General features: G+C 66.3%; 20 protein-coding genes and 3 pseudogenes. 16 read left to right on the top strand and 7 right to left on the bottom strand.

Annotation, left to right across the window (positions count from 1 at the left end; genetic code table 11):
- Positions 1 to 20: 20 nt before the first annotated feature.
- The 3 genes and pseudogenes from B133_RS0109655 to B133_RS0109645 all read right to left on the bottom strand — a co-directional run.
- Complete coding sequence (locus B133_RS0109655; RefSeq protein WP_018600734.1) at positions 21 to 647, bottom strand: vitamin K epoxide reductase family protein; 627 nt, start codon at positions 645 to 647, stop codon at positions 21 to 23.
- Positions 644 to 1,468 (bottom strand): DsbA family protein, encoded by an 825-nt coding sequence (locus tag B133_RS0109650; RefSeq protein ID WP_026256208.1) that lies wholly within the window; start codon positions 1,466 to 1,468, stop codon positions 644 to 646. Before B133_RS0109650 ends, B133_RS0109655 begins: the two co-directional genes overlap by 4 nt.
- A gap of 47 nt (positions 1,469 to 1,515) precedes the next feature.
- Positions 1,516 to 1,703 (bottom strand): annotated as a pseudogene (locus tag B133_RS0109645) (alpha/beta hydrolase fold domain-containing protein); the annotation flags it as partial.
- A 65-nt stretch (positions 1,704 to 1,768) separates the two neighbouring features.
- Here B133_RS0109645 and B133_RS0109640 point away from each other — a divergent pair.
- The 6 genes and pseudogenes from B133_RS0109640 (at position 1,769) to B133_RS0109615 (ending at position 7,711) form a co-directional block, all read left to right on the top strand.
- Complete coding sequence (locus B133_RS0109640) at positions 1,769 to 2,596, top strand: aldo/keto reductase (protein ID WP_018600731.1); 828 nt, start codon at positions 1,769 to 1,771, stop codon at positions 2,594 to 2,596.
- Between the two features lie 5 nt (positions 2,597 to 2,601).
- Positions 2,602 to 3,444, top strand: coding sequence for an aldo/keto reductase (locus B133_RS0109635; protein ID WP_018600730.1), 843 nt, complete (start codon positions 2,602 to 2,604; stop codon positions 3,442 to 3,444).
- Positions 3,445 to 3,776: 332 nt separating this feature from the next.
- Positions 3,777 to 4,844: pseudogene (locus B133_RS0109630) on the top strand (IS110 family transposase); the annotation flags it as partial.
- A gap of 97 nt (positions 4,845 to 4,941) precedes the next feature.
- Positions 4,942 to 6,399, top strand: coding sequence for a cobyric acid synthase (locus B133_RS0109625; RefSeq protein ID WP_051088107.1), 1,458 nt, complete (start codon positions 4,942 to 4,944; stop codon positions 6,397 to 6,399).
- The gene (locus B133_RS0109620) at positions 6,396 to 7,058 is read left to right on the top strand and encodes a hypothetical protein (protein WP_026256207.1); all 663 of its coding nucleotides are present in this window, start codon (positions 6,396 to 6,398) and stop codon (positions 7,056 to 7,058) included. The genes B133_RS0109625 and B133_RS0109620 overlap by 4 nt, the downstream gene beginning before the upstream one ends.
- A gap of 89 nt (positions 7,059 to 7,147) precedes the next feature.
- A complete protein-coding gene (locus B133_RS0109615) occupies positions 7,148 to 7,711 on the top strand; it encodes an alpha/beta fold hydrolase (protein ID WP_018600727.1) in 564 nt (187 codons plus the stop codon).
- A 14-nt stretch (positions 7,712 to 7,725) separates the two neighbouring features.
- On the opposite strand, the gene ngg is transcribed toward B133_RS0109615, so the two are convergent.
- Positions 7,726 to 9,516 carry an N-acetylglutaminylglutamine synthetase gene (ngg, locus tag B133_RS0109610; RefSeq protein ID WP_018600726.1) on the bottom strand — a complete coding sequence of 597 codons (1,791 nt, stop codon included), beginning with the start codon at positions 9,514 to 9,516 and terminating at the stop codon, positions 7,726 to 7,728.
- Positions 9,513 to 11,321: an N-acetylglutaminylglutamine amidotransferase gene (locus tag B133_RS0109605; protein WP_018600725.1), complete on the bottom strand. Its 1,809-nt coding sequence runs from the start codon at positions 11,319 to 11,321 to the stop codon at positions 9,513 to 9,515. The genes ngg and B133_RS0109605 overlap by 4 nt, the downstream gene beginning before the upstream one ends.
- Positions 11,322 to 11,644: 323 nt before the next feature.
- Here B133_RS0109605 and B133_RS0109600 point away from each other — a divergent pair, with 323 nt between their 5' ends.
- The 6 genes and pseudogenes from B133_RS0109600 to B133_RS0109575 all read left to right on the top strand — a co-directional run bounded on the left by B133_RS0109600 (position 11,645) and on the right by B133_RS0109575 (position 15,491).
- Positions 11,645 to 12,355: a gamma-glutamyl-gamma-aminobutyrate hydrolase family protein gene (locus B133_RS0109600; protein ID WP_051088106.1), complete on the top strand. Its 711-nt coding sequence runs from the start codon at positions 11,645 to 11,647 to the stop codon at positions 12,353 to 12,355.
- Complete coding sequence (locus tag B133_RS24360; protein ID WP_018600723.1) at positions 12,352 to 12,480, top strand: aldehyde dehydrogenase family protein; 129 nt, start codon at positions 12,352 to 12,354, stop codon at positions 12,478 to 12,480. Before B133_RS0109600 ends, B133_RS24360 begins: the two co-directional genes overlap by 4 nt.
- A pseudogene (locus B133_RS22600) lies at positions 12,473 to 12,979 on the top strand (aldehyde dehydrogenase); the annotation flags it as partial. The gene B133_RS24360 and the pseudogene B133_RS22600, both read left to right, overlap by 8 nt.
- Positions 12,979 to 13,752 (top strand): 3-oxoacyl-ACP reductase, encoded by a 774-nt coding sequence (locus B133_RS0109585; protein WP_018600721.1) that lies wholly within the window; start codon positions 12,979 to 12,981, stop codon positions 13,750 to 13,752. The pseudogene B133_RS22600 and the gene B133_RS0109585, both read left to right, overlap by 1 nt.
- A 255-nt stretch (positions 13,753 to 14,007) precedes the next feature.
- Positions 14,008 to 14,346 (top strand): helix-turn-helix transcriptional regulator, encoded by a 339-nt coding sequence (locus B133_RS0109580; RefSeq protein WP_036419085.1) that lies wholly within the window; start codon positions 14,008 to 14,010, stop codon positions 14,344 to 14,346.
- A gap of 50 nt (positions 14,347 to 14,396) precedes the next feature.
- Positions 14,397 to 15,491, top strand: a complete 1,095-nt coding sequence (locus tag B133_RS0109575) for a HoxN/HupN/NixA family nickel/cobalt transporter (RefSeq protein ID WP_018600719.1) — start codon at positions 14,397 to 14,399, stop codon at positions 15,489 to 15,491.
- Here the strand turns inward: B133_RS0109575 and mtr are convergent.
- Positions 15,488 to 16,873, bottom strand: a complete 1,386-nt coding sequence (gene mtr, locus B133_RS0109570) for a mycothione reductase (RefSeq protein WP_018600718.1) — start codon at positions 16,871 to 16,873, stop codon at positions 15,488 to 15,490. The genes B133_RS0109575 and mtr overlap by 4 nt on opposite strands.
- Before the next feature lie 8 nt (positions 16,874 to 16,881).
- Positions 16,882 to 17,886: an alpha/beta hydrolase gene (locus tag B133_RS0109565; protein WP_026256204.1), complete on the bottom strand. Its 1,005-nt coding sequence runs from the start codon at positions 17,884 to 17,886 to the stop codon at positions 16,882 to 16,884.
- Between the two features lie 180 nt (positions 17,887 to 18,066).
- Between B133_RS0109565 and mqo the strand changes: the two genes are divergently transcribed.
- From mqo to cobO, 4 genes are read left to right on the top strand one after another with little or no spacing between them, the layout of a single operon-like run.
- Entirely contained in the window at positions 18,067 to 19,569 is a 1,503-nt protein-coding gene (gene mqo, locus B133_RS0109560; protein WP_018600716.1) for a malate dehydrogenase (quinone), read from the top strand.
- A gap of 13 nt (positions 19,570 to 19,582) precedes the next feature.
- Positions 19,583 to 20,068, top strand: a complete 486-nt coding sequence (locus tag B133_RS0109555) for a GNAT family N-acetyltransferase (RefSeq protein WP_018600715.1) — start codon at positions 19,583 to 19,585, stop codon at positions 20,066 to 20,068.
- A gap of 14 nt (positions 20,069 to 20,082) precedes the next feature.
- On the top strand, positions 20,083 to 21,945 hold the full coding sequence (locus tag B133_RS0109550; protein ID WP_026256203.1) for a magnesium chelatase subunit D family protein: 1,863 nt from the start codon (positions 20,083 to 20,085) through the stop codon (positions 21,943 to 21,945).
- Positions 21,946 to 21,967: 22 nt separating this feature from the next.
- Entirely contained in the window at positions 21,968 to 22,582 is a 615-nt protein-coding gene (gene cobO, locus B133_RS0109545; protein ID WP_018600713.1) for a cob(I)yrinic acid a,c-diamide adenosyltransferase, read from the top strand.
- Positions 22,583 to 22,632: the final 50 nt, after the last annotated feature.

Here is a 22,632-nt window from a genome sequence, read left to right as displayed (position 1 = left end):
CCGGGTGCACACCGGCGCCGTTACAGCAGCGTCGACCAGTAGTTCCAGAACCTCGCCATGATCAACAGGATCACCGCGGCGAACCACAACGCCACAAGCGACCAGCGCCACTGGTGGACGACCCGCAAGACCGCGTTGTCGTGCAACGGCTCCAGAACGATCGAGGAGACCACCACCAGCAGCGGAATGGTCACCGCCCAGACCCCCATGCAATACGGGCACAGCGCGCCGATGCGGTACAGGCTCTGGAAGATCAGCCAGTGCACGAAAACGGCACCGAGCAGGGTGCCGACGGCCAGACCGCCCCAGTACCACCGCGGTAGACGCACCTTCGCGACTGCCAGGATCCCCGTGACCAGGACGACGGTGAACGCGACGATACCGATCATCGGATTGGGAAAGCCGAACACCGACGCCTGCCGGGTAACCATCACGGAGCCGCAGGACAGCACCGGATTGATGCTGCAGGACGGGACGTACTTCGGGTTGATCAGTATTTCGATCTTCTCGTACGTCAGGGTCAGCGCGGCGGCCAGGCCGACCACCCCGGCTATCAGCACCCATAGGGCACTGGCCGTGGAGACCTCGACGCCCGGCCGTCCGGCGGATCGCCCGGATTCGGTCTGCGACTGCGTGGTCACGGTCATGACCCGGGCACCGCCGGAACCGCGGGCGCCTGCGGTGCGGCCGGCGCACCTGCGGCGGGAGCCGCAGGCGCCGGGGCCTGCGGGGTGACGACGGTCAGCCCCGGCACGTCACCGACGATTTCCTTAACCTTGGCGACCATCGCATCGGGCGTGCTGGGCTGGTAGTCCTCGCCGTTGATCCGGATGGTCGGTGTTGAGTTGATGCCCGCTGCCGCGGCCATGCCCTTCACCATGTCAACGTAAGTGCCCTTGGTGATGCAGTCCGGCGCCTTGCCGACTGCACCGGCCTGGCGGGCAAGCTCGATCAGCCGAGCGTTGTCCGGGTAGATGCCGCCGCCTTCCTGCGGCTGCAGCTCTTTGGTGTAGAGCGCGGAGTGGAAACGCCGGAACGCCTCGATGGACTCGTCGGCAACGCAGTAGGCCGCATTGCCGGCGCGCGACGAGTACCCGTCGCCGGCGCGGTCCAAGATGGCCACCATGTGGTAGTCGGCAGCCGCTGCGCCGGTGTCGATCATCTTGTTGATGGTCGGACCGAAGGCACGCTCGAAGGCGCCGCAGGCCGGGCAGAGGAAGTCCTCGTAGAACGACAGCACCACCTTGGGTTCGCTGGTGCCTTCTTTGGTGATCACGCTGCTCGACGCCACTCGGATGGCCTTGGCCTCACCCGTGGCGGGCTTCTTGTTCCCGTTCATGACGATGTAGAACACCAGCACCGCGGCGAACACCACCACAACGGCGGTCAGACCGATCTGGATCAGCAGGTTTCGTTTGCGATCCGCTGCCTTCAAGTCGTATTTGGCGGTCTTCTTGGGTTTGGCCACGGCGTTAAGCGTACCGGCGACCTTCCAGGGCACTTCGGGTGTCGACCTCAGGCGTGGCTGAGATGTGCCCGCACGGCAGAGATCATCGCCGTGGTTGCCGTGGCGCTACCGCCGCCGCGTAGCGGTTACCCTCGTCGCGCAGCGGATCGAACCCCGCAGTGAAGACCAGCGCAGGAGGCAGTCCCGACAGGTCTTCGGTGAGCAGCGGCGAGATGACCGGATCCTCGGGTGCGATGCCGGAGCAGGACCTGCTTAGCGTTGCCCCGACCTGGCAGACTTTCATGCATGGCAGTTCCCTCTGTGAATCCGCGCGTCACTCTCAACGACGGCAATTCGATACCTCAGGTCGGCTTGGGTGTCTGGCAAACCCCGCCAGACGACACCGAACGAGCCGTGACAGCCGCCCTTCAGGCCGGCTACCGCCATATCGATACTGCAGCTGCCTACCAGAACGAGGTTGAGACGGGTCTGGCGCTGGCAGGTGCGGGGGTGCCGCGCGAGGAGGTTTTCCTCGTCACGAAACTGTGGAACGGCGACCATGGGTACGACGCCACACTCGCCGCATTCGACGCCAGTCTGAACCGGCTCGCAGTGGATTACCTGGACCTTTACCTGATCCACTGGCCGGTGCCCGCCAAGAATGCCTATGTCGACACCTTCAAGGCATTCGCCCACCTGCGGGATCGGGGCCGCGTCCGGTCGATCGGCGTCAGCAACTTCGAACCGGAGCACCTGAAGATTCTGATCGACGCCACCGGCATCGTGCCCGCGGTCAACCAGATCGAACTGCATCCCCTGTTGCCGCAGCACGCACTGCGCGAAGTTCATGCCCAGTACGGGATCGCCACCGAGGCGTGGAGCCCGCTGGGTCAGGGCTCGCTGCTGATCGACCCGACGATCACCGGCATCGCCGCACAACATGGGAAAACACCGGCGCAGGTTCTGATCAGGTGGCACATCCAGCTGGGTAATATCGTCATCCCCAAGTCGGTGAACCCCGAACGGATTGCGAGCAATTTCGACGTGTTTGGTTTCGAGCTGAGCGAGCAGGACATGGCGTCCATCGCGTCACTCGAGAACGGAACGCGGTTGGGTCCCGATCCTCGAACCTTCAACTTCACAGGGTAGGTAACATGACCCCATCCGACGGGGCAGCGATTCCCACCGTCGCGCTCAATGACGGCCATGCGATTCCGGTTGTCGGTCTCGGTGTCGGAGCGCTGTCGGATTCCGAAGCCGAACAGGCGGTTTCGGCCGCGCTGCAAGCGGGCTACCGGTTGATCGACACCGCCACCGCCTACGGGAACGAGGCCGGCGTAGGTCGCGCGATCGCCGCATCAGGCATCCCGCGCGAAGACATCTACGTCACCACCAAGCTGGCCACGCCCGATCAGGGCTACCAGTCTTCGCAGAACGCGGCCCGCGCCAGCCTCGAACGGCTCGGCCTCGATTACGTCGACCTCTACCTCATTCACTGGCCCGCCGGCGACACCAGCAAGTACGTCGACAGCTGGGGAGCCCTGATAAAGATCAAGGACGATGGCCTCTCCCGCTCCGTGGGAGTTGCAAACTTCAGTCCGGAGGATCTGTCCACCATCATCGGCCTGACCTTCTACACGCCGGCAGTGAACCAGATCGAACTGCACCCGCTGCTCAATCAGAGCGTTTGGCGCGCAGCCAATGCCGCGAACAACATCACCACCGAGGCCTACAGCCCGCTCGGGGTCGGCAACCTTCTGGACAACTCCGCCGTCACCGCCATCGCTCAGACCCATGGCAAGACCGCGGCCCAGGTGTTGATCCGCTGGAGCATCCAACTGGGCAACATCGTGATCTCCCGGTCGACCAAGCCGGAGCGGATTGCCTCCAACCGCGACGTGTTCGACTTCGCCCTCACCGACGACGAGGTGACAACCCTCAACGGCCTCGACGACGGCACGCGGTTCCGACCGGACCCCGCCACCTACACGGGCTAGCAGTACCCGCGAGCAGACGTGAAAGTCCCCGAAACCTCGGCGTTTCGGGGACTTTCACGTCTCAGTGTCATTGTGAGGGTGCTGTGTTGCGGTGTGTCGAGGTGACAGACCCCGCGTGCGGTGGTTGGTTCCGGATCATCTGGTGTCTGGCTCATTTCGCGTCTGCCGCCCCTTTTTTGGGGGGTTGGCGTTGAGCAGTAGTGCCGGCACCAGATGAGAAGGACCGGACGGCGTGACTTGATAGGAGCGTGGCATCGCCCCGACTGAGAAGTGTCCGCCGCCCGGCCCAACCTCAATACACCCCCTCTTCATGACTGAAGGAGGCAACCACCATGGTTGTTGTTGGAGCCGATGTACACAAGCGCAGCCACACCTTTGTCGCGGTCAACGAGGTTGGACGCAAGCTCGGCGAGAAGACCGTCAAGGCCACCACCGCCGGGCACCACACGGCCATCACGTGGGCGCGCGAGCAGTTCGGCACCGAGCTGATCTGGGGCATCGAGGACTGCCGCAACATGTCCGCGCGCCTGGAACGTGACCTGCTGGGCGCCGGGCAAAAAGTGGTCCGGGTGCCCACCAAGCTGATGGCCCAGACCCGCAAGTCCGCGCGGGTGAGGGGCAAGTCCGATCCGATCGATGCGCTCGCGGTGGCCCGGGCGGTGCTGCGGGAACCCGACCTGCCGGTGGCGTCTCATGACGAGACGTCGCGGGAGTTCAAACTGTTGACCGATCGCCGTGATGTCCTTGTAGCACAACGTACCTCGGCGATCAACCGGTTGCTCTGGCATGCCCATGACCTCGATCCCGAGCGGGCCGCCGCGGTGGGCTCACTCAGTGCCGTCAAGCAGCAGCAGACGCTCATGGCCTGGCTGACGGAGCTGCCGGGTCTGGTCGCCGAAATTGCCCGCGCAGAGCTGACCGACATCATCCGACTCACCAGCGAGATCAACGCCTTAGCCAAGCGTTTGGCGGCCAGCGCGCACCGGTCCGCCCCGGCGCTGCTGGAGATCCCCGGCTGCGCGGAGCTGACTGCGGCCAAGATCGTCGGCGAAGCCGCCGGCGTCACCCGGTTCACCAGTGAGGCGGCGTTCGCCTGTCACGCCGGAGTCGCGCCCATCCCGGCGTGGTCGGGGGCCAGCGCCGGGCAGATGCGGCTCAGCCGCGCCGGTAACCGTCAACTCAACACTGCCCTCCACCGCATCGCCGTCACCCAGATCCGCATGACCGGCAGCGCCGGGCAGATCTACTACCACAAGCTGGTCGATGCCGGGAAAACCAAAGCCGCCGCCCGGCGCTGCGTCAAACGCCGCATCGCCCGCCGCGTCTACCAAGCCCTCCGCCGCGACGCCGGCCACCCCGACCACCAAACCCCCAGTCAGCCGCCACAATCAGCAGCGGCTTGACATAGGAGCTATTGCTCGCGTGGGAAAAGTTCGCGCAGGACCGGTGAGCGGCGCACTGCTGGTCGCCGGCACCACCTCGGACGCCGGAAAATCGATGGTGGTCGCCGGTCTGTGTCGTTTGTTGGCGCGCAGGGGCGTGCGGGTGGCGCCGTTCAAGGCGCAGAACATGTCCAACAACTCGGCGGTCACCGTCGACGGCGGCGAGATCGGCCGGGCTCAGGCCATGCAGGCCCGCGCTGCGGGGCTGGCACCGCACACCCGGTTCAACCCGATCCTGCTCAAACCCGGATCTGACCGCACCTCCCAATTGGTGGTACGCGGCCGCGTGGCCGGATCAGTGGCCGCGAGCGACTATTTCGCCCACCGGGACCGGCTCGCGGCAGTGGTGGCCGACGAACTGTCCTCCCTACGAACCGAATTCGATGTCGTGATCTGTGAAGGTGCCGGCTCGCCCGCCGAGGTCAACCTGCGGGCAACGGATTTGGCGAACATGGGCTTGGCGCGCGCCGCACAGCTGGCGGTGGTATTGGTCGGCGACATCGACCGCGGCGGACTGCTGGCACATCTGCATGGCACCGTCGCGGTCCTCGAACCCGCCGACCAAGCGCTCATCGCAGGATTCATCGTCAACAAGTTTCGAGGTGACCCAGCACTCCTGGAACCCGGTCTGCGACAGCTGCAGGAGCTGACCGGCAGGCCGACATACGGCATCATCCCGTTTCACGACGGAATCTGGCTGGACACCGAGGATTCGGCATCGGTGTTGGCGGGCGGGCTGGTCGGCTCGCCGCAGCCGCCGCGCGGCGCACAGACCTTGACGGTCGCGGCTATCCGGCTGCCGCGCATTTCCAACTCCACCGACATCGAGGCGCTGGCGTGCGAACCCGGGGTCGACGTGCGGTGGGTGGCCGACGCGGCGAACCTGAGCGGTGTCGACGCCATCGTGATCCCCGGCAGCAAGGCCACCGTCAGTGATCTGGCCTGGTTGACCGAGCGAGGCCTCGCCGAGGCGATCCGCACGCACGCCCTGCAGGGCCGGGCCGTGCTGGGAGTGTGTGGCGGGTTTCAGATGCTGTGCCGCCGGATCGACGACTCCGTAGAGTCGGGTGAGGGCACTGTCGAGGGTCTCGGACTGCTGGCCGCCGACATCGTATTCGAACCGGAAAAGACGTTGCGGCACTGGGAAACTCCACTGTACGGCTACGAGATCCATCACGGCAGGCTGGTCGGTGCCGAGGAACAGGATTGGCTCGGTGTAGGCATCCGGCACGATGCCGTCTACGGCACGCACTGGCACGGTCTCCTCGACAACGACGCGGTACGCCGAGCCTGGCTCACCGAGGCCGCCGAGGCCGCGGGGCGCACTGGATTCGTCGTTGCCGACGACATCGACGTCGCCGCGCGGCGTGACGCACAGCTGGACCTGATGGCCGATCTGCTCGCGGCGCACCTAGACACCGACGCCATCATGGACCTGCTGGCTCACGGTCCGCCGCGCCGACCCACCATGAGCACGGTGCTGCACGGCCGAGTGAGTAGCCTGAGCCCATGACCAGGGTCCGCATAGGTGTGCCATTGCTGGCAGTGCTGCTGCTCACCGGTTGTGCATCCGTAGTGTCGGGCACCCCGACCTGGCCCGGCGCCACCCTGGAGAAGGTCCTGCTCACCGCAGAAGATTTCCCGGCCGGAGTGCAGTACGACCGCATCGTCGAGAAGCCCGGCGAGCCCGATGGCGCAGGTGCGCCGCCGGCCATGCTGTCGAATCCGCAAGGCTGCTCCGACGGGCTCACCCGGGTCATCGCCCGCTCGGCCGAGAGAGGCCCAGGTAGCGCGGGCAAGTACGTGGTGTCCTACGACGGTGCGCGCATGGTCATCACCGTGCTGAGCTCACCGCTGCCGCTTAACCAGCTCGACGCGACCGCGCAGCGGTGCGCGCAATTCCACACCTTCTTCGACCCGGCCGACGAAGGCATCCTGATCACCACCACCAAGCTGCCGACACAGCGGCCGTCGGAGCTGGTCTACCAACAGACCATGCAGCTGGCCGGGGCGGAGAGCAGTGCCTACTTCGCGTTCGAGAACATCGGGTCCTGGTCGGTGTTCGGGGTCACGTTCCCGACCCACAACCCGGCCATACCCGTCAAAGCCACGTTGCCGCAGACCTTTCTCGAGGCGTTCGACCACCAGGTGCAGCGCATCGAGGCCCGTTGACATATCCGCTCTGCCAGAACCGTTTACGTCGGCGTTAAGGACCGGCTGATTCCCACCCGCATGCCAGCGTCGAGCGGTAGGTTGTCCCAATGTTGACCAGCGTGACGACGCTCGACGGCTTCTCGGTGCCCGTCGACGTGGACGGGCCTGAGAAGGGCTCGGCGGTCGTGCTGCTCGGAGCCGGCCATCATGGTCCCGCGGCGTACGGCGCGGTATGCCAACGGTTGCATACTGCGGCGCTCCGAACCGTCATCATCCCGCCAGATCCACGACTGACCACCAAATCCGTGGTCGGCATTCTCGACTCACTCGATGTCAAGTGGGCGGTGCTGGTGGGGGATCGGCTCGGTGGCGAGCTGGCCTGGGAACTGGCAGCGACCCGGTTGGACCGATTCACCAGCCTGGTCGTGGTGGACCGCGGGCACCCACGCGTTGCCGACCTCACCGGGGTGATCCGCGATGAGGACTGCCCCGCGGTGGAGATGAACACCACCGCTCTGGTCAGCACGCCGGCCGCGCGCGCGGTGGCCAAGGCCAGCCAGCGCTACGTCTACGGCGACTTCCGTCTGGTGGAGATGCTCGGCAGGCGCAACGCGCAGGAGTCGACCGCGCAGCTGGCCGCCGAGATCGTGATGCGCACCAGCACCTGGTAGCCGGCCGCGCGCGGTCAGGGCGTCTGCGACGGCATCCAGGCCTGCGGCAGTCCGGGTTGCCCGGGGAACAGGTAATCGATGAAAGCTGCTGCGGTGGGCTGTGGTTCGTGGTTGGCCAGCCCCGGACGCTCGTTGGCTTCGATGAACACGTACTCGCGGCCGGTGATGTCGGGCACCAACAGGTCGATGCCGGTGACCGGGATGCCGATGGCGTCGGCTGCCGTCACGGCTACGCGGCACAGCTCGGGATTCACCTCCGCGGTGACATCGTGGATGGTGCCGCCCTGATGCAGGTTCGCCGTGCGGCGCACCCGCAGATGCTCGCCCTCGGGCAGCACGTCGTCTAACGTCCACCCCGCCTCGGCCACCGTGGCCGACGTGATGTCGTCCATCGGAATGCGGGATTCTCCACCGGTCGCGGCGGCTCGGCGGCGGCTCTGCGCCTCGATGAGCTCGCGGACGGTGTGTGCTCCAGTCCCGGTGATCTCAGCCGGTTTTCGGATCGCGGCCGCCACCACCTTGCCGTCGATCACCACCAAGCGTAGATCGTCGCCGGGAGCGCGTTGTTCGATGAGTACCTCGGGGTGCTGCTCACGAGCCCGCTCCAGCGCAGCGTCCAACTCGGCGTCGCTGCCGACCCCGACCGTGATGCCCTTGCCCTGTTCGCCGCGGGTGGGCTTGACTACGACATCGCCGACCTCGGCCAGAAACTCGTGATCAGCGTCGCCGAACGTGGCCAGCCGACCGTTGGGCACCGTGATACCGGCCTCGCAGACGATACGCCGGGTTTGGCGCTTGTCGTCGCAGCGCGCCATTGCCACCGCGGAGGTGAACTCCGACAACGACTCCCGGGTGACGACGCTGCGCCCGCCGTGCGACAGGCGCATCTCGCCCGCGCCGGCGTCGAGCACCTCGACCCAGATCCCACGACGCATCGCCTCGTCGGCGATGATGCGCGCGTACGGATTCAGGTCGTCGACGGTTTCCGGGGGAAGGGTGAACAGTGGCTCGTTGATGGCGTTCTTGCGTTTGACGGCCAGCACCGGCACCCGCTGGAACCCGAGCTTCTCGTACAGCCCGATCGCCGCGGAGTTGTCATGGGCCACGGACAGGTCGATATAGGCTCGGCCCCGGTCGCGGAAGATGCCGGCCAGGGTGCGGGTCAGTGCCTCGCCCACCCCGGGTAGCCCGGCGGTCGGATCGACGGCGAGCGACCACAGGCTCGATCCGTTTTCCGGATCGCCGAACAGCTTCTGGTGGTCCACGCCGGTCACGGTGCCGATCACCGAGCCGTCGCTGTCGCGAACCGCCACCAGATACACTGCCGAACTGCGGATGTGGTTGTCCCAGATGACCTCCACCGGTGCAGGCACCATGCCGCAGCGCACATATACCCGGTTCATCTCGTCGGCGTCGTCGCGGACCCGCAGCGTTCTGATGCTGAAGCCGATCGGTTCCGGTGCCGCCGCGTCTTCGCTGAACCGCAACCGGTAGGTGTGGCTCGGGTCGATGAACAGCTCGGCGGGCGAGCGGGCAACCAGCACGTGTGACTCGCGGGCGTAGATGCAGATGTCACGGCGACCCGGGATTTCCTGACCCAGCACTTCGGCGAGCTTTTCGGGATCGGCGAAGGTTTGCCCGAAAATCAGCCGGCCCCAACCTAATTCGAGTACCACATCGTCGGCCATGGCGTCGACGAGGTGCTGCGGAGAGGCGTCGTGCAGTCCGAGGGTGATGGCCTCGGTGTGATCACTCTCCGGATGCCCCGCGGCGCGATTGCCAGCGTCAGGGTCGACGCTGGTCATGCCGCCGCCCCCGTGATGCCGTGGCGCTGAAGCCACAACTCCAGCAGCGCGATTTGCCACAGCTCGTTGCCGCGCAGCGGCGTGAGCCGGCCGTTCGGATCGGCCAGCAGCCGGTCGACGGCCTCCGGCCGAAACAGCCCGCGTTCCTTTGCTTCCGGTGCGTAGAGCGCATCGCGGACCATGTCGAGGTACGGGCCTTCCAGATGGGTCAGTGCAGGCACCGGGAAGTAACCCTTCGGCCGGTCGATCACTTCTGCCGGGATCACCCGTCGCGCAGCCTGTTTGAGCACACCCTTGCCGCCGTGAGAGGTCTTCAGCTCGGGCGGGCAGGTCGCGGCGAGTTCCACCAGTTCGTGGTCGAGGAACGGGACCCGGCCCTCCAGGCCCCACGCCATCGTCATGTTGTCGACGCGTTTGACCGGATCGTCGACCAGCATCACCGTGGTGTCCAGGCGCAGCGCGCGGTCCACCCCGGTCTGTGCCCCGGGAACGGCGAAGTGGTCCGTGACGAAAGCCCCACTGGGATCCGCGGTCGCGGCCCGATACGCGTCGCTGATCAGTGTGTTCACTCCGGCGCTGTCCCGGTCGAAAAACGCCCCGCGATAGCCGGCCACCGCTCCGTCGAGCGTGGCGGCGCTCGACTCGGCCATGGGCGGATACCAGTGGTAGCCGGCGAAAACCTCGTCTGCGCCCTGCCCGGATTGCACCACCTTGACGTGCTTGGCCACCTCTTGGCTGAGCAGAAAGAACGCCACACAGTCGTGACTGACCATCGGTTCGCTCATCGCATCGATGGCATCGCCGAGGGCGGGCAGCATCCGGTCGGTGCCGATCCGGATCTGATGGTGCGCGGTGCCGAACCGCTCGGCGATGATGTCGGAGTACTTGAATTCGTCGCCGGCCACGCCGCCGACCGACTCGAAGCCGATCGAGAAGGTGGCCAGGCCCTGCTGGCCGGCCTCGGCTAGCAGCCCGACGATCAGGCTGGAGTCGACACCGCCGGAGAGCAAGCAGCCCACCGGAACATCGGCGACCAAGCGGCGTTCGACCGCCAGCCGCAGCGATTCCAGTACCGCGTCCTCCCAATCCCGTTCCGACCAGTCGGCGCGGTCGGCGTGGCGGCTGAAATCCGGCGACCAGTACGTCGTGGTGCGGACGGCGCCGTCGGGCTCGATGGCGACCACCGACGCGGGTGGCACCTTGCTCACCCCGCGCAAGATTGTGCGTGGCTGCGGCACCACAGAATGGAACGTCAGGTAGTGGTGCAGCGCGACCGGGTCGATCCGGGTGTCGACCTCGCCACCTGCAAGCAGTGCCGGCAGCGTCGACGCAAACCGGATTCGGTGCGGATCCTGGGTTAGATACAGCGGTTTGATGCCGAGTCGGTCGCGCCCCAGCAGGACCCGGCCGGTCTCGCGCTCGGCGATCGCGAACGCGAACATGCCCTTGAGATGCTCGACGAAGCGGTCACCCCAGTGGTGATACGCCTTGAGCAGCACCTCGGTGTCGCCGTGCGAGAAGAACCGGTAGCCGTGCCCGGACAATTCACGGCGCAGTTCTCGATAGTTGTAGATGCAGCCGTTCCAGCAAACGGTCAACCCCAGTTCGGAGTCGACCATCGGCTGGGCGGCAGATTCGGTCAGGTCAATGATTTTCAGTCTGCGGTGGCCCAGGGCGACCCGGCCTTGCGACCACACTCCGGCCGCGTCCGGACCCCTGGGCGCCATCGCCTCTGTCATGGCCGACACCGCTGCAATATCGGGTGACCGGCCATCGAGACGCACCTCGCCGGTGGCTCCACACATCAATTCGACCCTACAAGCATTGGGCGCCGGTGTCTCATCTGCTGCGTGTCCCAGCCGGTTCTCCCAGTTCAGGCTGATGCCTATCGGGCATGTACTCAGGTTGGGCGCGTACGCACCCGCTTCCGTCAAATCTGGTCAGGTCCGGCGAACTCGCGAGCCAGGATTCGCTGAACCGAATGCGTCGAGGGTGAGATCGTGCATATTTGGGAGAAGATCGCCCGGTCCGTCGCGATTGCAATGGTCGGATTGTCGGAAGTAATCGTCGGACAGAAAGGGTGCGGGTTTTGGACGGCGCTGACGGGCAGGCTCGTCCGGTGGTCGGGATGACCACCTACCTGCAGCGGGCGCAGACCGGCGTGTGGGATGTGAACGCCAGTTTCCTGCCCGCCGCCTACGTCGAAGGAGTGAACCGGGGTGGTGGCACCGTGGTGCTGCTGCCGCCGCAACCCGACGGCGGTCAGATCGCCGAGCGGGTCCTCGACGGGCTCGACGGGTTGGTGATCACCGGCGGGCGTGACGTCGACCCGGCTCGGTACGGTCGGCCGCGTCATCCGTCGACCGACGAACCTGTGGGCCACCGCGACGAATGGGATTTCGCCCTCGTGCGCGCCGCGCTGAGGCGCGGGCTACCGCTGCTCGGGATCTGCCGCGGTGCGCAGGTGCTCAACGTCGCCCTCGGTGGCACGCTGCACCAGCATCTGCCCGACGGGCTCGGCCATACCCGGCATCAGCGGGGCAATGCGGTGTTCAGTACGTCGTCGGTGCAGACGGTGCCGGGTACTCGGCTCGCCGCGCTGATCGGGGGTCGCTCCGACGTGCAGTGCTATCACCACCAGGCCATCGACCGGCTCGGTGAGGGTCTGGTGGTCGGTGCTCGCGACACCAGCGATGGTGTTGTCGAAGCCATCGAGCTCCCGGGTGACGTGTTCGTGCTGGCGGTGCAATGGCATCCCGAGGAACGCCTCGATGACGTCCGACTGTTCAGTGGCCTGGTGGAATCCGCCAGATCCTATGCGACAGAGAGGGTTTCATGAGCGTCAGCCAAGTCATCAATCCGGCCACCGAGGAGGTCCTGCGCACCGTCGAACTACTCGGCGAGGCGGCGGTCGACGACGCGGTGGCCCGCGCCAAGGCTGCGCAACGGCGGTGGGCTCGGTGACCCGACGGTGCGTGCCACGGAGATGGGGCCATTGGTGTCGCGTCCGCACTGGGAGTCGGTGGCCTCTTACGTACCTGATGACGCTCCCGTCGCATTTCGGGGTTCCGCTCCGAATGGCCTCGGATTCTGGTTCCCACCAACGGTTCTCACCCCGCAGCGTACCGACCGTGCGGTGACTGACGAGATCTTCGGCCCGGTGGTCACGGTACTGCCGTTCAACGACGAAGCCGAAGCCGTCGAGCTCGCCAACGACACCCCCTACGGGCTGTCGGGCTCCATCTGGACCGACAACCTGTCACGTGCCCTGCGGGTATCCCGCGCGGTCGAGTCGGGCAATCTGAGCGTCAACTCGCATTCGTCGGTCCGGTACAACACGCCCTTCGGCGGCTTCAAGCAGTCCGGTCTTGGCCGTGAGCTGGGACCGGATGCGCCCCTGTCTTTCACCGAGACCAAGAACGTCTTTTTCGCCATAGAAGATCGAACAGAGGAGTCCCGGTAATGGATCTGACCCAACGACTGGCCGGCAAGGTAGCCGTCATCACGGGCGGTGCCAGCGGCATCGGGCTTGCCACCGGCAAGCGGCTGCACGCCGAGGGCGCCATGATTGTGGTGGGTGACATCGACCCCAGCACAGGCAAGGCCGCTGCCGACGAACTCGAAGGTCTGTTCGTCGCCGTCGACGTCGCCGATCAGGCTGCCGTGGACAATCTCTTCGACACGGCCGCTTCGACATTCGGCAGCGTCGACATCGCGTTCAACAATGCCGGGATCTCGCCGCCGGACGACGACCTCATTGAGAACACCGAACTGCCGGCGTGGCAGCGGGTGCAGGACGTCAACCTCAAGAGCGTGTATTTGTCGTGCCGGGCCGCACTGCGGCACATGGTGCCTGCGGGCAAGGGGTCGATCATCAACACCGCGTCGTTCGTCGCGGTGCTGGGCTCGGCGACATCACAGATCTCCTACACCGCGTCCAAGGGCGGGGTGTTGGCGATGTCGCGCGAGCTCGGTGTGCAGTACGCGCGCAGCGGCATCCGGGTCAACGCGCTGTGCCCCGGGCCGGTGAACACTCCGCTATTGCAGGAGCTGTTCGCCAAAGACCCCGAGCGCGCGGCGCGGCGCCTGGTGCACATCCCGCTGGGCCGGTTCGCCGAACCCGAGGAGGTGGCGGCCGCAGTCGCGTTCCTTGCCAGCGATGACGCATCGTTCATCACGGGTTCGACGTTCCTGGTCGACGGTGGCATCAGCTCGGCCTATGTCACACCCTGGTAGCTCGCCATGACAGCCGAGCCGGACTCGCAGCAACCGGCCGCCTCCGCCCCCGAGGTGACGGCCGATACTCTGCTGCGTCCGGTCCGGTTGGGCAATGCGTTGCTCGACCGGATCCCGCTGCTGGCGCGCAACATCGCGCACTCCGACGAACAGCACGAGGCCATCGTCATAGCGATCCTGGCAGGCGATGCTGGCCCACGTCGCTGGGTCCGCCGCGCTGTTGCAGGGCTTCTTGGACTGACCGCGCTGGGCTACATTCGAAGCGTGGACCAGCCCGAAAGCCAGGTGCAGATCGAGCGGGCAACCTCAGCGTTGGCCGACGTCGACACCGCGGGCTGGGCGCGGCGTTTCGACCTGCTGTCCGATCCGCACCGACTCGAGATCCTGTTGTGTCTGCACAAGGCGCCCGGCATCTGCGTCGGAGACCTGGCCGGCGCGCTGGGACGCTCGGAGAATGCCGTCTCGCAGGCCCTTCGGGTGCTCCGCGATCAGGGCTGGGTGAGCTCGGTCCGGGTGGGGCGAATGGTCAGTTACCGTCTGGAGGACGAGGTCGTCCACGATCTGCTGCACTGGCTCGGCGCCCGGCACGGATGAGATTATCTGTTTATCTAGACAGATGAAAAGATGAGTTCTACGCTCGGTCGATGAGCATCGGCACGTTGACCGAGAGCACCACCGCCACCCGCTTCGACCGCGCCGACTGGGTGTCGATCGCCACCACAGGCGGATTCGTGGCACTGTTACACATCATCGGCTGGGGTGTGCTGGTAATCGGCGTGGCGCCGCAACACATCACGCTCGGATCGGCCGGGGTCTTCGGTGTGGGCCTCGGCGTCACCGCCTATCTGCTTGGTGTGCGGCACGCCTTCGATGCCGACCACATCGCCGTCATCGACAACACCACCCGCAAACTGGTCGGGGAGGGCACTCGGTCACTGTCTGCGGGTTTCTGGTTCTCGCTGGGACATTCGAGTGTGGTGTTCGGCCTGGCGTTGTTGCTCGCGCTGGGTGTGCGGGCACTGGTCGGCCCGGTTCAGGACGAGGGCTCGCCGATGTTGCAGACCCTTGGCCTGATCGGTTCGCTGGTGGCTGGAACGTTCCTGATCCTGATCGGGTTGACGAATCTGATTGCCGCAGTGGGGATCGCCAAGGTGTTCCGGGCGATGCGCACCGGCGAGCTCGACGAGCAGGAGCTCGAACGCCAGCTCAGCCGTCGGGGCTTTATGGCCCGCCTGCTCGGCCGGGTGATGGGGCGGGTGAACAAGCCGTGGCATCTGTACCCGGTCGGGTTCCTGATGGGGCTGGGATTCGACACGGCCAGCCAGGTGGCGTTGTTGGTACTGGCGGCCGGGACGGCTGCATTCACCTTGCCGTGGTACGCGGTGCTGGTGCTGCCGGTGCTGTTCGCCGCGGGCATGAGTCTGTTCGACACCCTTGACGGCATCTTCATGACGCGGGCCTACGGCTGGGCGTTTCTGCAGCCGGTCCGCAAGGTCTATTACAACCTGACGGTCACGGTGCTCTCGGTGATCGTCGCGCTGGTCATCGGGGTCATCGTGCTGGCCGGTCTGCTGGTGGATCGTCTCGGCATCACCTCGGGTCCGCTCGCGGTGATCGGCTCGGCCGACCTGGAATTCGCGGGCTTTGCCATCGTCGGCATCTTCGTGGTCAGCTGGATCGCCGCCCTGGCCATCTGGCGGTTCGGCCGGATCGAGGAACGCTGGAGCACGCAGACCTAGTCGGCGAGCCCCAGCAGCGCGTTCTCGATCACCTCGGGCAGCGCCGGATGGATCCAGTACTGCCCGCGGGCTACGTCGGCGGCGGTCTGGCCGAAGCTCATCGCCTGGATCAGCGGCTGGATGATCGACGACGCCTGATAGCCCATGATGTGTGCGCCGAGGATCTTCCCGGTGGTGCGTTCGCCGATGAGCTTGGCGATGCCGGTGGTGTCCTCCATAGCCCAGCCGTACGCGGTGTCGCCGTAGTTTTGCACCTTGATCACGAGGTCGTAGCCGGCATCGCGGGCTTCCGCCTCGGTCAGGCCTACCGTGGCGATCTGCGGATTGGTGAACACCGCCGACGGCACGAACCGGTGGTCGCTGCGCACGAGGTTGCCCGTGTCGTCCCAGTTGCGCAGCAGGTTCTCCCTGACCACCCGGGCCTCGTGATTGGCGACATGCTTGAGCTGGTATTCCGACGACACGTCACCGAGCGCGAAAATTCCACGTGCCGTTGTGCGTTGGAAGTCATCGACGATCACCCGCCCGTCCTCGTCCACTTCCACGCCGGCCAGTTCGGCGTCGAGCTGGTCCCCGTTGGGGACCCGCCCGGTGGCCACGAGCAGCACGTCGGCGGGCACGGTCTCGCCGTCGTCGAGTTCCAGAACGATCTGATCGCCGTTCTGGTGGGAGCCGATGATGTTCTCGTGGGTCCGCAGATCCCATTTCTCGGCGGCCAGCGCGGTGAACCGGTGGCAGATGGTCTCGTCGGTATGTGCCAGCAGCTCGGCGCCGCGCACCACGATGGTGACCCGCACTCCCAGTGCGGAGAAGATGTGGGCGAACTCGGCTGCCACGAACCCGCCACCGACGATCACCAGATGCTCGGGCAGCGTGGGAATCCGCATGATGTCGTCGCTGGTGTAGTACGTGACGCCGCACTGCGCGATGGCGGGTGGGATCCGGATGCGGGACCCCGCGGCGATGACCACCTGATCAGAGCTGAACTCATCGCCGTCCTCAGTGCGCAGGGTGTAGCGACCGTCGGGCAGTTTCGGGCCGAATCGGGTGTGTCCGGGGTACACCGTGATGTTCTCATCGGAGCGGCGGTACCGTTCGCCGTCGGCCGCGATCGGATCGATGCGGCCGAACACCCGTGACACGATGTCGGGCCAGCGCACCTTGTCGATGTGGGAGTCGATGCCGTACTTCGCGCTGTCGCGGATCGTGTCGGCTACTTCGGCGGCGTAGACGAACATCTTCGTCGGGATGCAGCCGACGTTGAGGCAGGTTCCGCCGAAGGTGCCCTGCTCGCAGATCGCCACCTTCTTCCCGGCGTAGCGCTCGTCGAGAACGCTGTTGCCCGAACCGGTGCCGATGATCGTCAGGTCGTAGTGTTCCACGTCAACCTCTATCCGGAAGGTATTGCGCTCGACTGCGATTGTGGATCCAGGTAGCTGACCAGCCACCGGTTGAGCTCGCGGTAGGCGGCGGCCCGCGGTTCGGCCAGCGACAGGAAGACGTCGTGCTTGGCGTCGGTGATCGGGACGATCGTGCTGCGGTTGCCGACGCACCCGGCCCACCGCGCGATCTGGCTGACGTCGAGCACGGCGTCGCCGCGCTGGATGACTGCGGGGTCGGGGGTTTCGGTGACGCTGTGGTCTGACCGCAGGATCAGACTGGGTACCCCGACATCCAGCCCGCGGTGCAGCCGGGCCTGGCCGCGCCGGATCGCGTTGATCCACCCAAATGTGATGGGGAAGCCACCCAACGGCTTCCAGTCGAGGTTGTAATCGAACTCACCGCCGTAGTCGCGGTGCAGGCTCGTGCCGTAACCACCTTCGGTGGGTTTGCGCGCCACACTCAGCTTGCGCAGCCGGGCGAGCGCGATCAGCGCGGCCGAGGTCGGTGCGGTCCGCAGGATTGCCGGGCCGTGTAGGTCGAAGAACGGGCTGTTGAGGATCAGGCCACCGACGTTGTGGTCGGCCATTCCGCCGCGATGGCGCAGTCGGTCGAGGAACAGCGTCACGATCAGGCCACCGGCGGAGTGGCCGCACAGGCAGACTCGGGCACCGCCGGTGTCGGCGGCGATGATCTCCAACGCTCGGGTCAGTTCGATGTCGTAGCGGCTCAGGTCGGTTGTGAAGTGCGGGGTCTGGCCCTCGTGCCGGGACCGGCCGCACTTGTGTAGATCGATCGCGTAAAAGGCGAATCCACGCTCGGCGAACCAGTCGGCGAGCTCGGTGTGGAAGAAGTAGTCGGTGTAGCCGTGCAGGGCCAGGACCGAATGCCCGGCGCCACCGGCAGCACCGCCGTCACCTCGGCGCACCAGCGTGGCAACCAGATCGCCCTCGCCGTCGGGATCCGGCCCGAGCGTGATCGTGTGCTGCCAGAAGCCGGGTAGTACATCCGGCACCCAGGTGGGCTCCCGTGACGTCACGGGTTCACCTTACTGGCGGTAGCGGCTGCTGGGGTGACCGACAGCACTGGTACGCCCGCTCACCGATCGGTCGGGTCACGATAATCTTGGCAGGAGAAACAGCCGTCGACGGTGACGTGCGCTGCAACATTGCAACATGAAGGACGAGCGATTCAGGTGTCTGACGCAGAGGTAGCTGGGACCGAGAAGACCGACGTCGTCCTGGTGGGTGCGGGGATCATGAGCGCCACGTTGGGTGCGTTGATCCGGCTGCTGGAACCGGACTGGTCCATCACCCTCATCGAGCGCCTAGATGCCGCCGCCGCCGAGAGCAGCGACCCATGGAACAACGCGGGCACCGGGCACTCCGCGCTGTGCGAGCTCAACTACACCCCGGAGAGCACCGGCGGCACCATCGACATCACCAAGGCCGTCAACATCAACGAGCAGTTCCAGGTGTCGCGGCAGTTCTGGGCCTACGCGGCCGAGAACGGCGTGTTGCCCGATGTCCGCAGTTTCCTCAATCCGATCCCGCATGTCGGCTTCGTGCACGGCGCGCAGAACGTCGACTACCTCAAGCGTCGCTACGACGCGCTGGTGGGCAATCCGCTGTTCGCCTCGATGGAGTTCATCGACGACAAGGATGAGTTCTCTCGTCGGCTGCCGCTCATGGCCAAGGGCCGCGACTTCTCCGACCCTGTGGCGTTGAATTGGACCCAGACCGGCACCGACGTCGACTTCGGCTCACTGTCGCGTCAGCTGATCGGTTTCGCCGCTCAGCGCGGTATGGACACGCTGTTCGGACACGAGGTGCGCGATCTGCACAAGGAATCCGACGGCAGCTGGACGCTCAAGGTTGTCAACCGTCGCACCGGCACCAAGCGCAAGATCAACGCCAAGTTCGTGTTCGTCGGCGCCGGGGGCGGGGCGCTGCCGCTGCTGCAGAAATCCGGCATCCCGGAGGCCAAAGGGTTCGGCGGGTTCCCAGTCGGGGGGGCATTCCTGCGTACCGACAACCCGGCGTTGACCGCAGATCATCAGGCCAAGGTGTACGGGCTACCGCCGCTGGGTGCCCCGCCGATGTCGGTGCCGCACCTGGACACCCGCGTGATCAACGGTAAGTCGTGGCTGCTGTTCGGCCCGTTCGCGGGATGGTCACCCAAGTTCCTCAAGCAGGGCAAGGTCACCGACCTGCCGTTGTCGGTCAAGCCCAACAACATCATGTCAATGCTCGGGGTCGGGCTCACCGAGATCGGTCTCGTGAACTACCTCGTCGGCCAGCTGTTGCTGAGCGAGGCTGACCGGGTCGACACACTGCGCGAATTCGCGCCCAGCGCAGTCGATTCCGATTGGGAGCTGGATGTCGCCGGACAGCGCGTGCAGGTGATTCGGCGTAACGGCGCCGGTGGTGTGCTCGAATTCGGCACCACTGTGCTCTCCGCGTCCGACGGCAGCATCGCCGGCCTCCTGGGTGCGTCTCCCGGGGCGTCCACCGCGGTGCCCGCCATGCTCAACGTGCTCGAACGGTGCTTTGCCGACCGCTATCAGGGCTGGACACCCAAGCTCAAGGAGATGGTGCCGTCGCTGGGCACCAAACTGTCCAGCGAGCCGAAGCTGTATGAGGAGGTGTGGGCGTGGGGTACCCGGGCGTTGCAGCTCGACACCCCGGCCGACGCGTAACGGGGGTGGGCATATGACCGTCGCTCCTCGTCGCAGCTGGGCCAAGGACCTCGACGCCGCAACGCTTTACGAGTTGCTCAAGCTGCGGATCGAGGTTTTCGTGGTGGAGCAGGCATGCCCATACCCCGAGCTGGACGGTCGTGACCTCCTCGCGGAAACCCGGCATTTCTGGCTCGAAGGCCCCTACGGCGAGGTGATCTCCACGCTGCGGCTGATGGAGGAACATCCCGGAGGGGAGAAGGCCTTTCGGATCGGGCGGGTGTGCACCAAGCGCGATGCGCGCGGCCAGGGGCATGCCACCCGGCTGATGCAGGCCGCCTTGGCCGAGGTCGGCGACTATCCGTGCCATATCGACGCCCAGACCTACCTCGAGGAGATGTACTCCCGCCACGGCTTTGTGCGTGATGGGGACGAATATCTCGATGACGGTATCCCGCACGTGCCGATGGTGCGCCCCGGGGTCCGTAGCGACGAGCGCTTGCGCGAGGAGCCGATATGACTGACGAGCGCTTCATGACCCAGCACACCTATCCGTTCAGCGCGATCGTCGGGCAGGACCGACTACGTCTTGCCTTGGTGTTGTGCGCGGTGCGGCCCGAGATCGGCGGGGTGTTGATCCGCGGCGAGAAGGGCACCGCCAAGTCGACCGCGGTACGCGCCCTGGCGACGGTGCTGTCTGCGGTCGATGACGATGCGAGGCTCGTCGAGCTGCCGATCGGCGCGACCGAGGATCGGGTGGTCGGTTCGCTGGATCTCCAAAAGGTGCTCCGTGACGGCGAACACGCATTCTCGCCGGGTCTGTTGGCCAGGGCCCATGGCGGGGTGCTCTACGTCGACGAGGTCAATCTGTTGCACGACCATCTCGTCGACGTGCTGCTCGACGCCGCCGCGATGGGCCGGGTGCACGTTGAGCGCGACGGCATCTCGCACTCCCACGAGGCCCGGTTCGTGCTGATCGGGACGATGAACCCCGAGGAGGGTGAACTGCGGCCGCAGCTGCTGGACCGGTTTGGGCTGACGGTCGACGTCGCGGCCTCGCGTGACGTCGAGGTACGGGTCGAGGTGATCCGGGCCCGGATGGAGTTCGAGGCCGATCCCGAGGCGTTCGTGCGTCGTTACGCCGATGCCGACGCGCAGGTGTCCAGGAAAATCGCCGAGGCGCGGATCGCGGTAAATTCAGTTGTGTTGCCCGACAACGAATTACGTCGGATCGCCGCACTGTGCGCGGCGTTCGACGTCGACGGTATGCGAGCCGATTTGGTGGTGGCCCGCACCGCGGTGGCGCATGCCGCGTGGCGTGGGGCAACGACGGTCGAGGAAGAAGACGTCCGGGTGGCCGCCGAATTGGCATTACCGCATCGGCGTCGCCGCGATCCGTTCGACGACCCGGGGTTGGATCCCGAACGTCTGGACGAGGCGATGACGCAGGCGGCCGAGGCCGCGTCGCCGCCGAGCGTGGACGACGATCCCGAGTTCGATCCCGATCCGCCCGGTGGCGGTGGCTGCTCCGGAACCTCTCCGGAAAGTCAGCCCTCACAAGGTAATTCGAAGGCCGTGCCGAACCGTCCCAGCGCGCCGCCCGCGGCGGTGTTCCGCACCAAGGCGCTGGTGGTGCCCGGAGTCGGCGAGGGTGCGCCGGGCCGGCGGTCGCGGGCACGCAATCGCACCGGGACGCCGATCGCGGCCACAGCCGAACCCGGTGCCGGGCAGGGCCTGCACGTGTTCGGCACGCTGTTGGCTGCAGCCGGTCGGCAGCGGCAGCCAGGCCGGGCCCGCCCGACGCCCGATGACGTGCGGCGCGCGATCCGCGAGGGCCGCGAAGGCAACCTGGTGATCTTCGTCGTCGATGCTTCCGGGTCGATGGCCGCGCGCGACCGTATGTCGGCCGTGGGTGGCGCGACACTGTCCTTGCTGCGCGATGCTTATCAGCGCCGGGACAAGGTCGCAGTGATCACGTTCCGTCAGCAGGATGCGCGGGTGCTATTGCCGCCGACGTCCTCGGTGCACATAGCCAGCCGACGCTTGGCGCGTTTCGACACCGGCGGGAAAACCCCACTGGCACAAGGCTTGTTGGCGGCCCGCGACGTGGTGGTGCGAGAGCGGGCCCGGGACCGGGCGCGGCGTCCGCTGGTGGTACTGCTCACCGACGGTCGGGCCACCGGCGGTCCCGACCCGCTGGGCCGTACCCGCGCCGCCGCCGCGCTCCTGGTCGCCGAAGGAGCTGCGGCTGTCGTGGTGGACTGCGAAACATCTTTTGTGCGCCTGGGTTTGGCGGAGCAACTGGCCGATCAACTGGGCGCTCCTGCCGTGCGACTAGAACAGCTGCACGCCGACAGCCTGACCCGGCTCGTCACGGCCCGGGCCGACGCGGCGTAGCTGCGCAGAGAGGGACCGCCCCATGCCTCAGGGCCAGCCGCTGACCGTTCCCGATGATGGGCTGACCACCAAAGCCCGTCGCAACGCACCCCTGCTGGCTGTGCACACCGGGCCGGGTAAGGGGAAATCCACCGCTGCCTTCGGTATGGCACTGCGGGCGTGGAACCAGGGGTTCCGGGTTGCGGTGTTCCAGTTCGTCAAGAGTGCGAAGTGGAAAGTGGGGGAGGAGGCCGTGTTCCGTGAGCTTGGCCGGCTGCATGATGAACACGGCACCGGTGGACCGGTGGAGTGGCACAAGATGGGCTCGGGTTGGTCATGGACCCGCAAGCACGGCACCGATGTCGACCACGCTGCGGCCGCCGCGGACGGGTGGGCCGAGATCACCCGTCGGCTGGCTGCCGAGCAACACGACTTCTACGTGCTCGACGAGTTCACCTACCCGCTCAAGTGGGGTTGGGTGGATGTCTCCGATGTCGTTGCGACTCTTACCGCGCGCCCGGGCACGCAGCATGTGGTGATCACTGGTCGCGACGCGCCGCAGGAACTGGTCGACGCCGCTGACCTGGTCACCGAGATGACCAAGATCAAGCACCCCATGGATGCCGGCCGCAAGGGCCAGAAGGGTATCGAGTGGTAGCGGGACGGCGGCGGCGCACGCTCGCCGGTGCTGAGCGTGCGGGGAATGCC

The sequence above is a fragment of the Mycobacterium sp. 155 genome, from assembly GCF_000373905.1.
In the GTDB taxonomy this organism is placed as follows: Bacteria; Actinomycetota; Actinomycetes; order Mycobacteriales; family Mycobacteriaceae; genus Mycobacterium.
The sequence above is the reverse complement of the archived record's forward strand: the minus strand, read 5'-3'. Positions and strand labels throughout refer to the sequence as shown.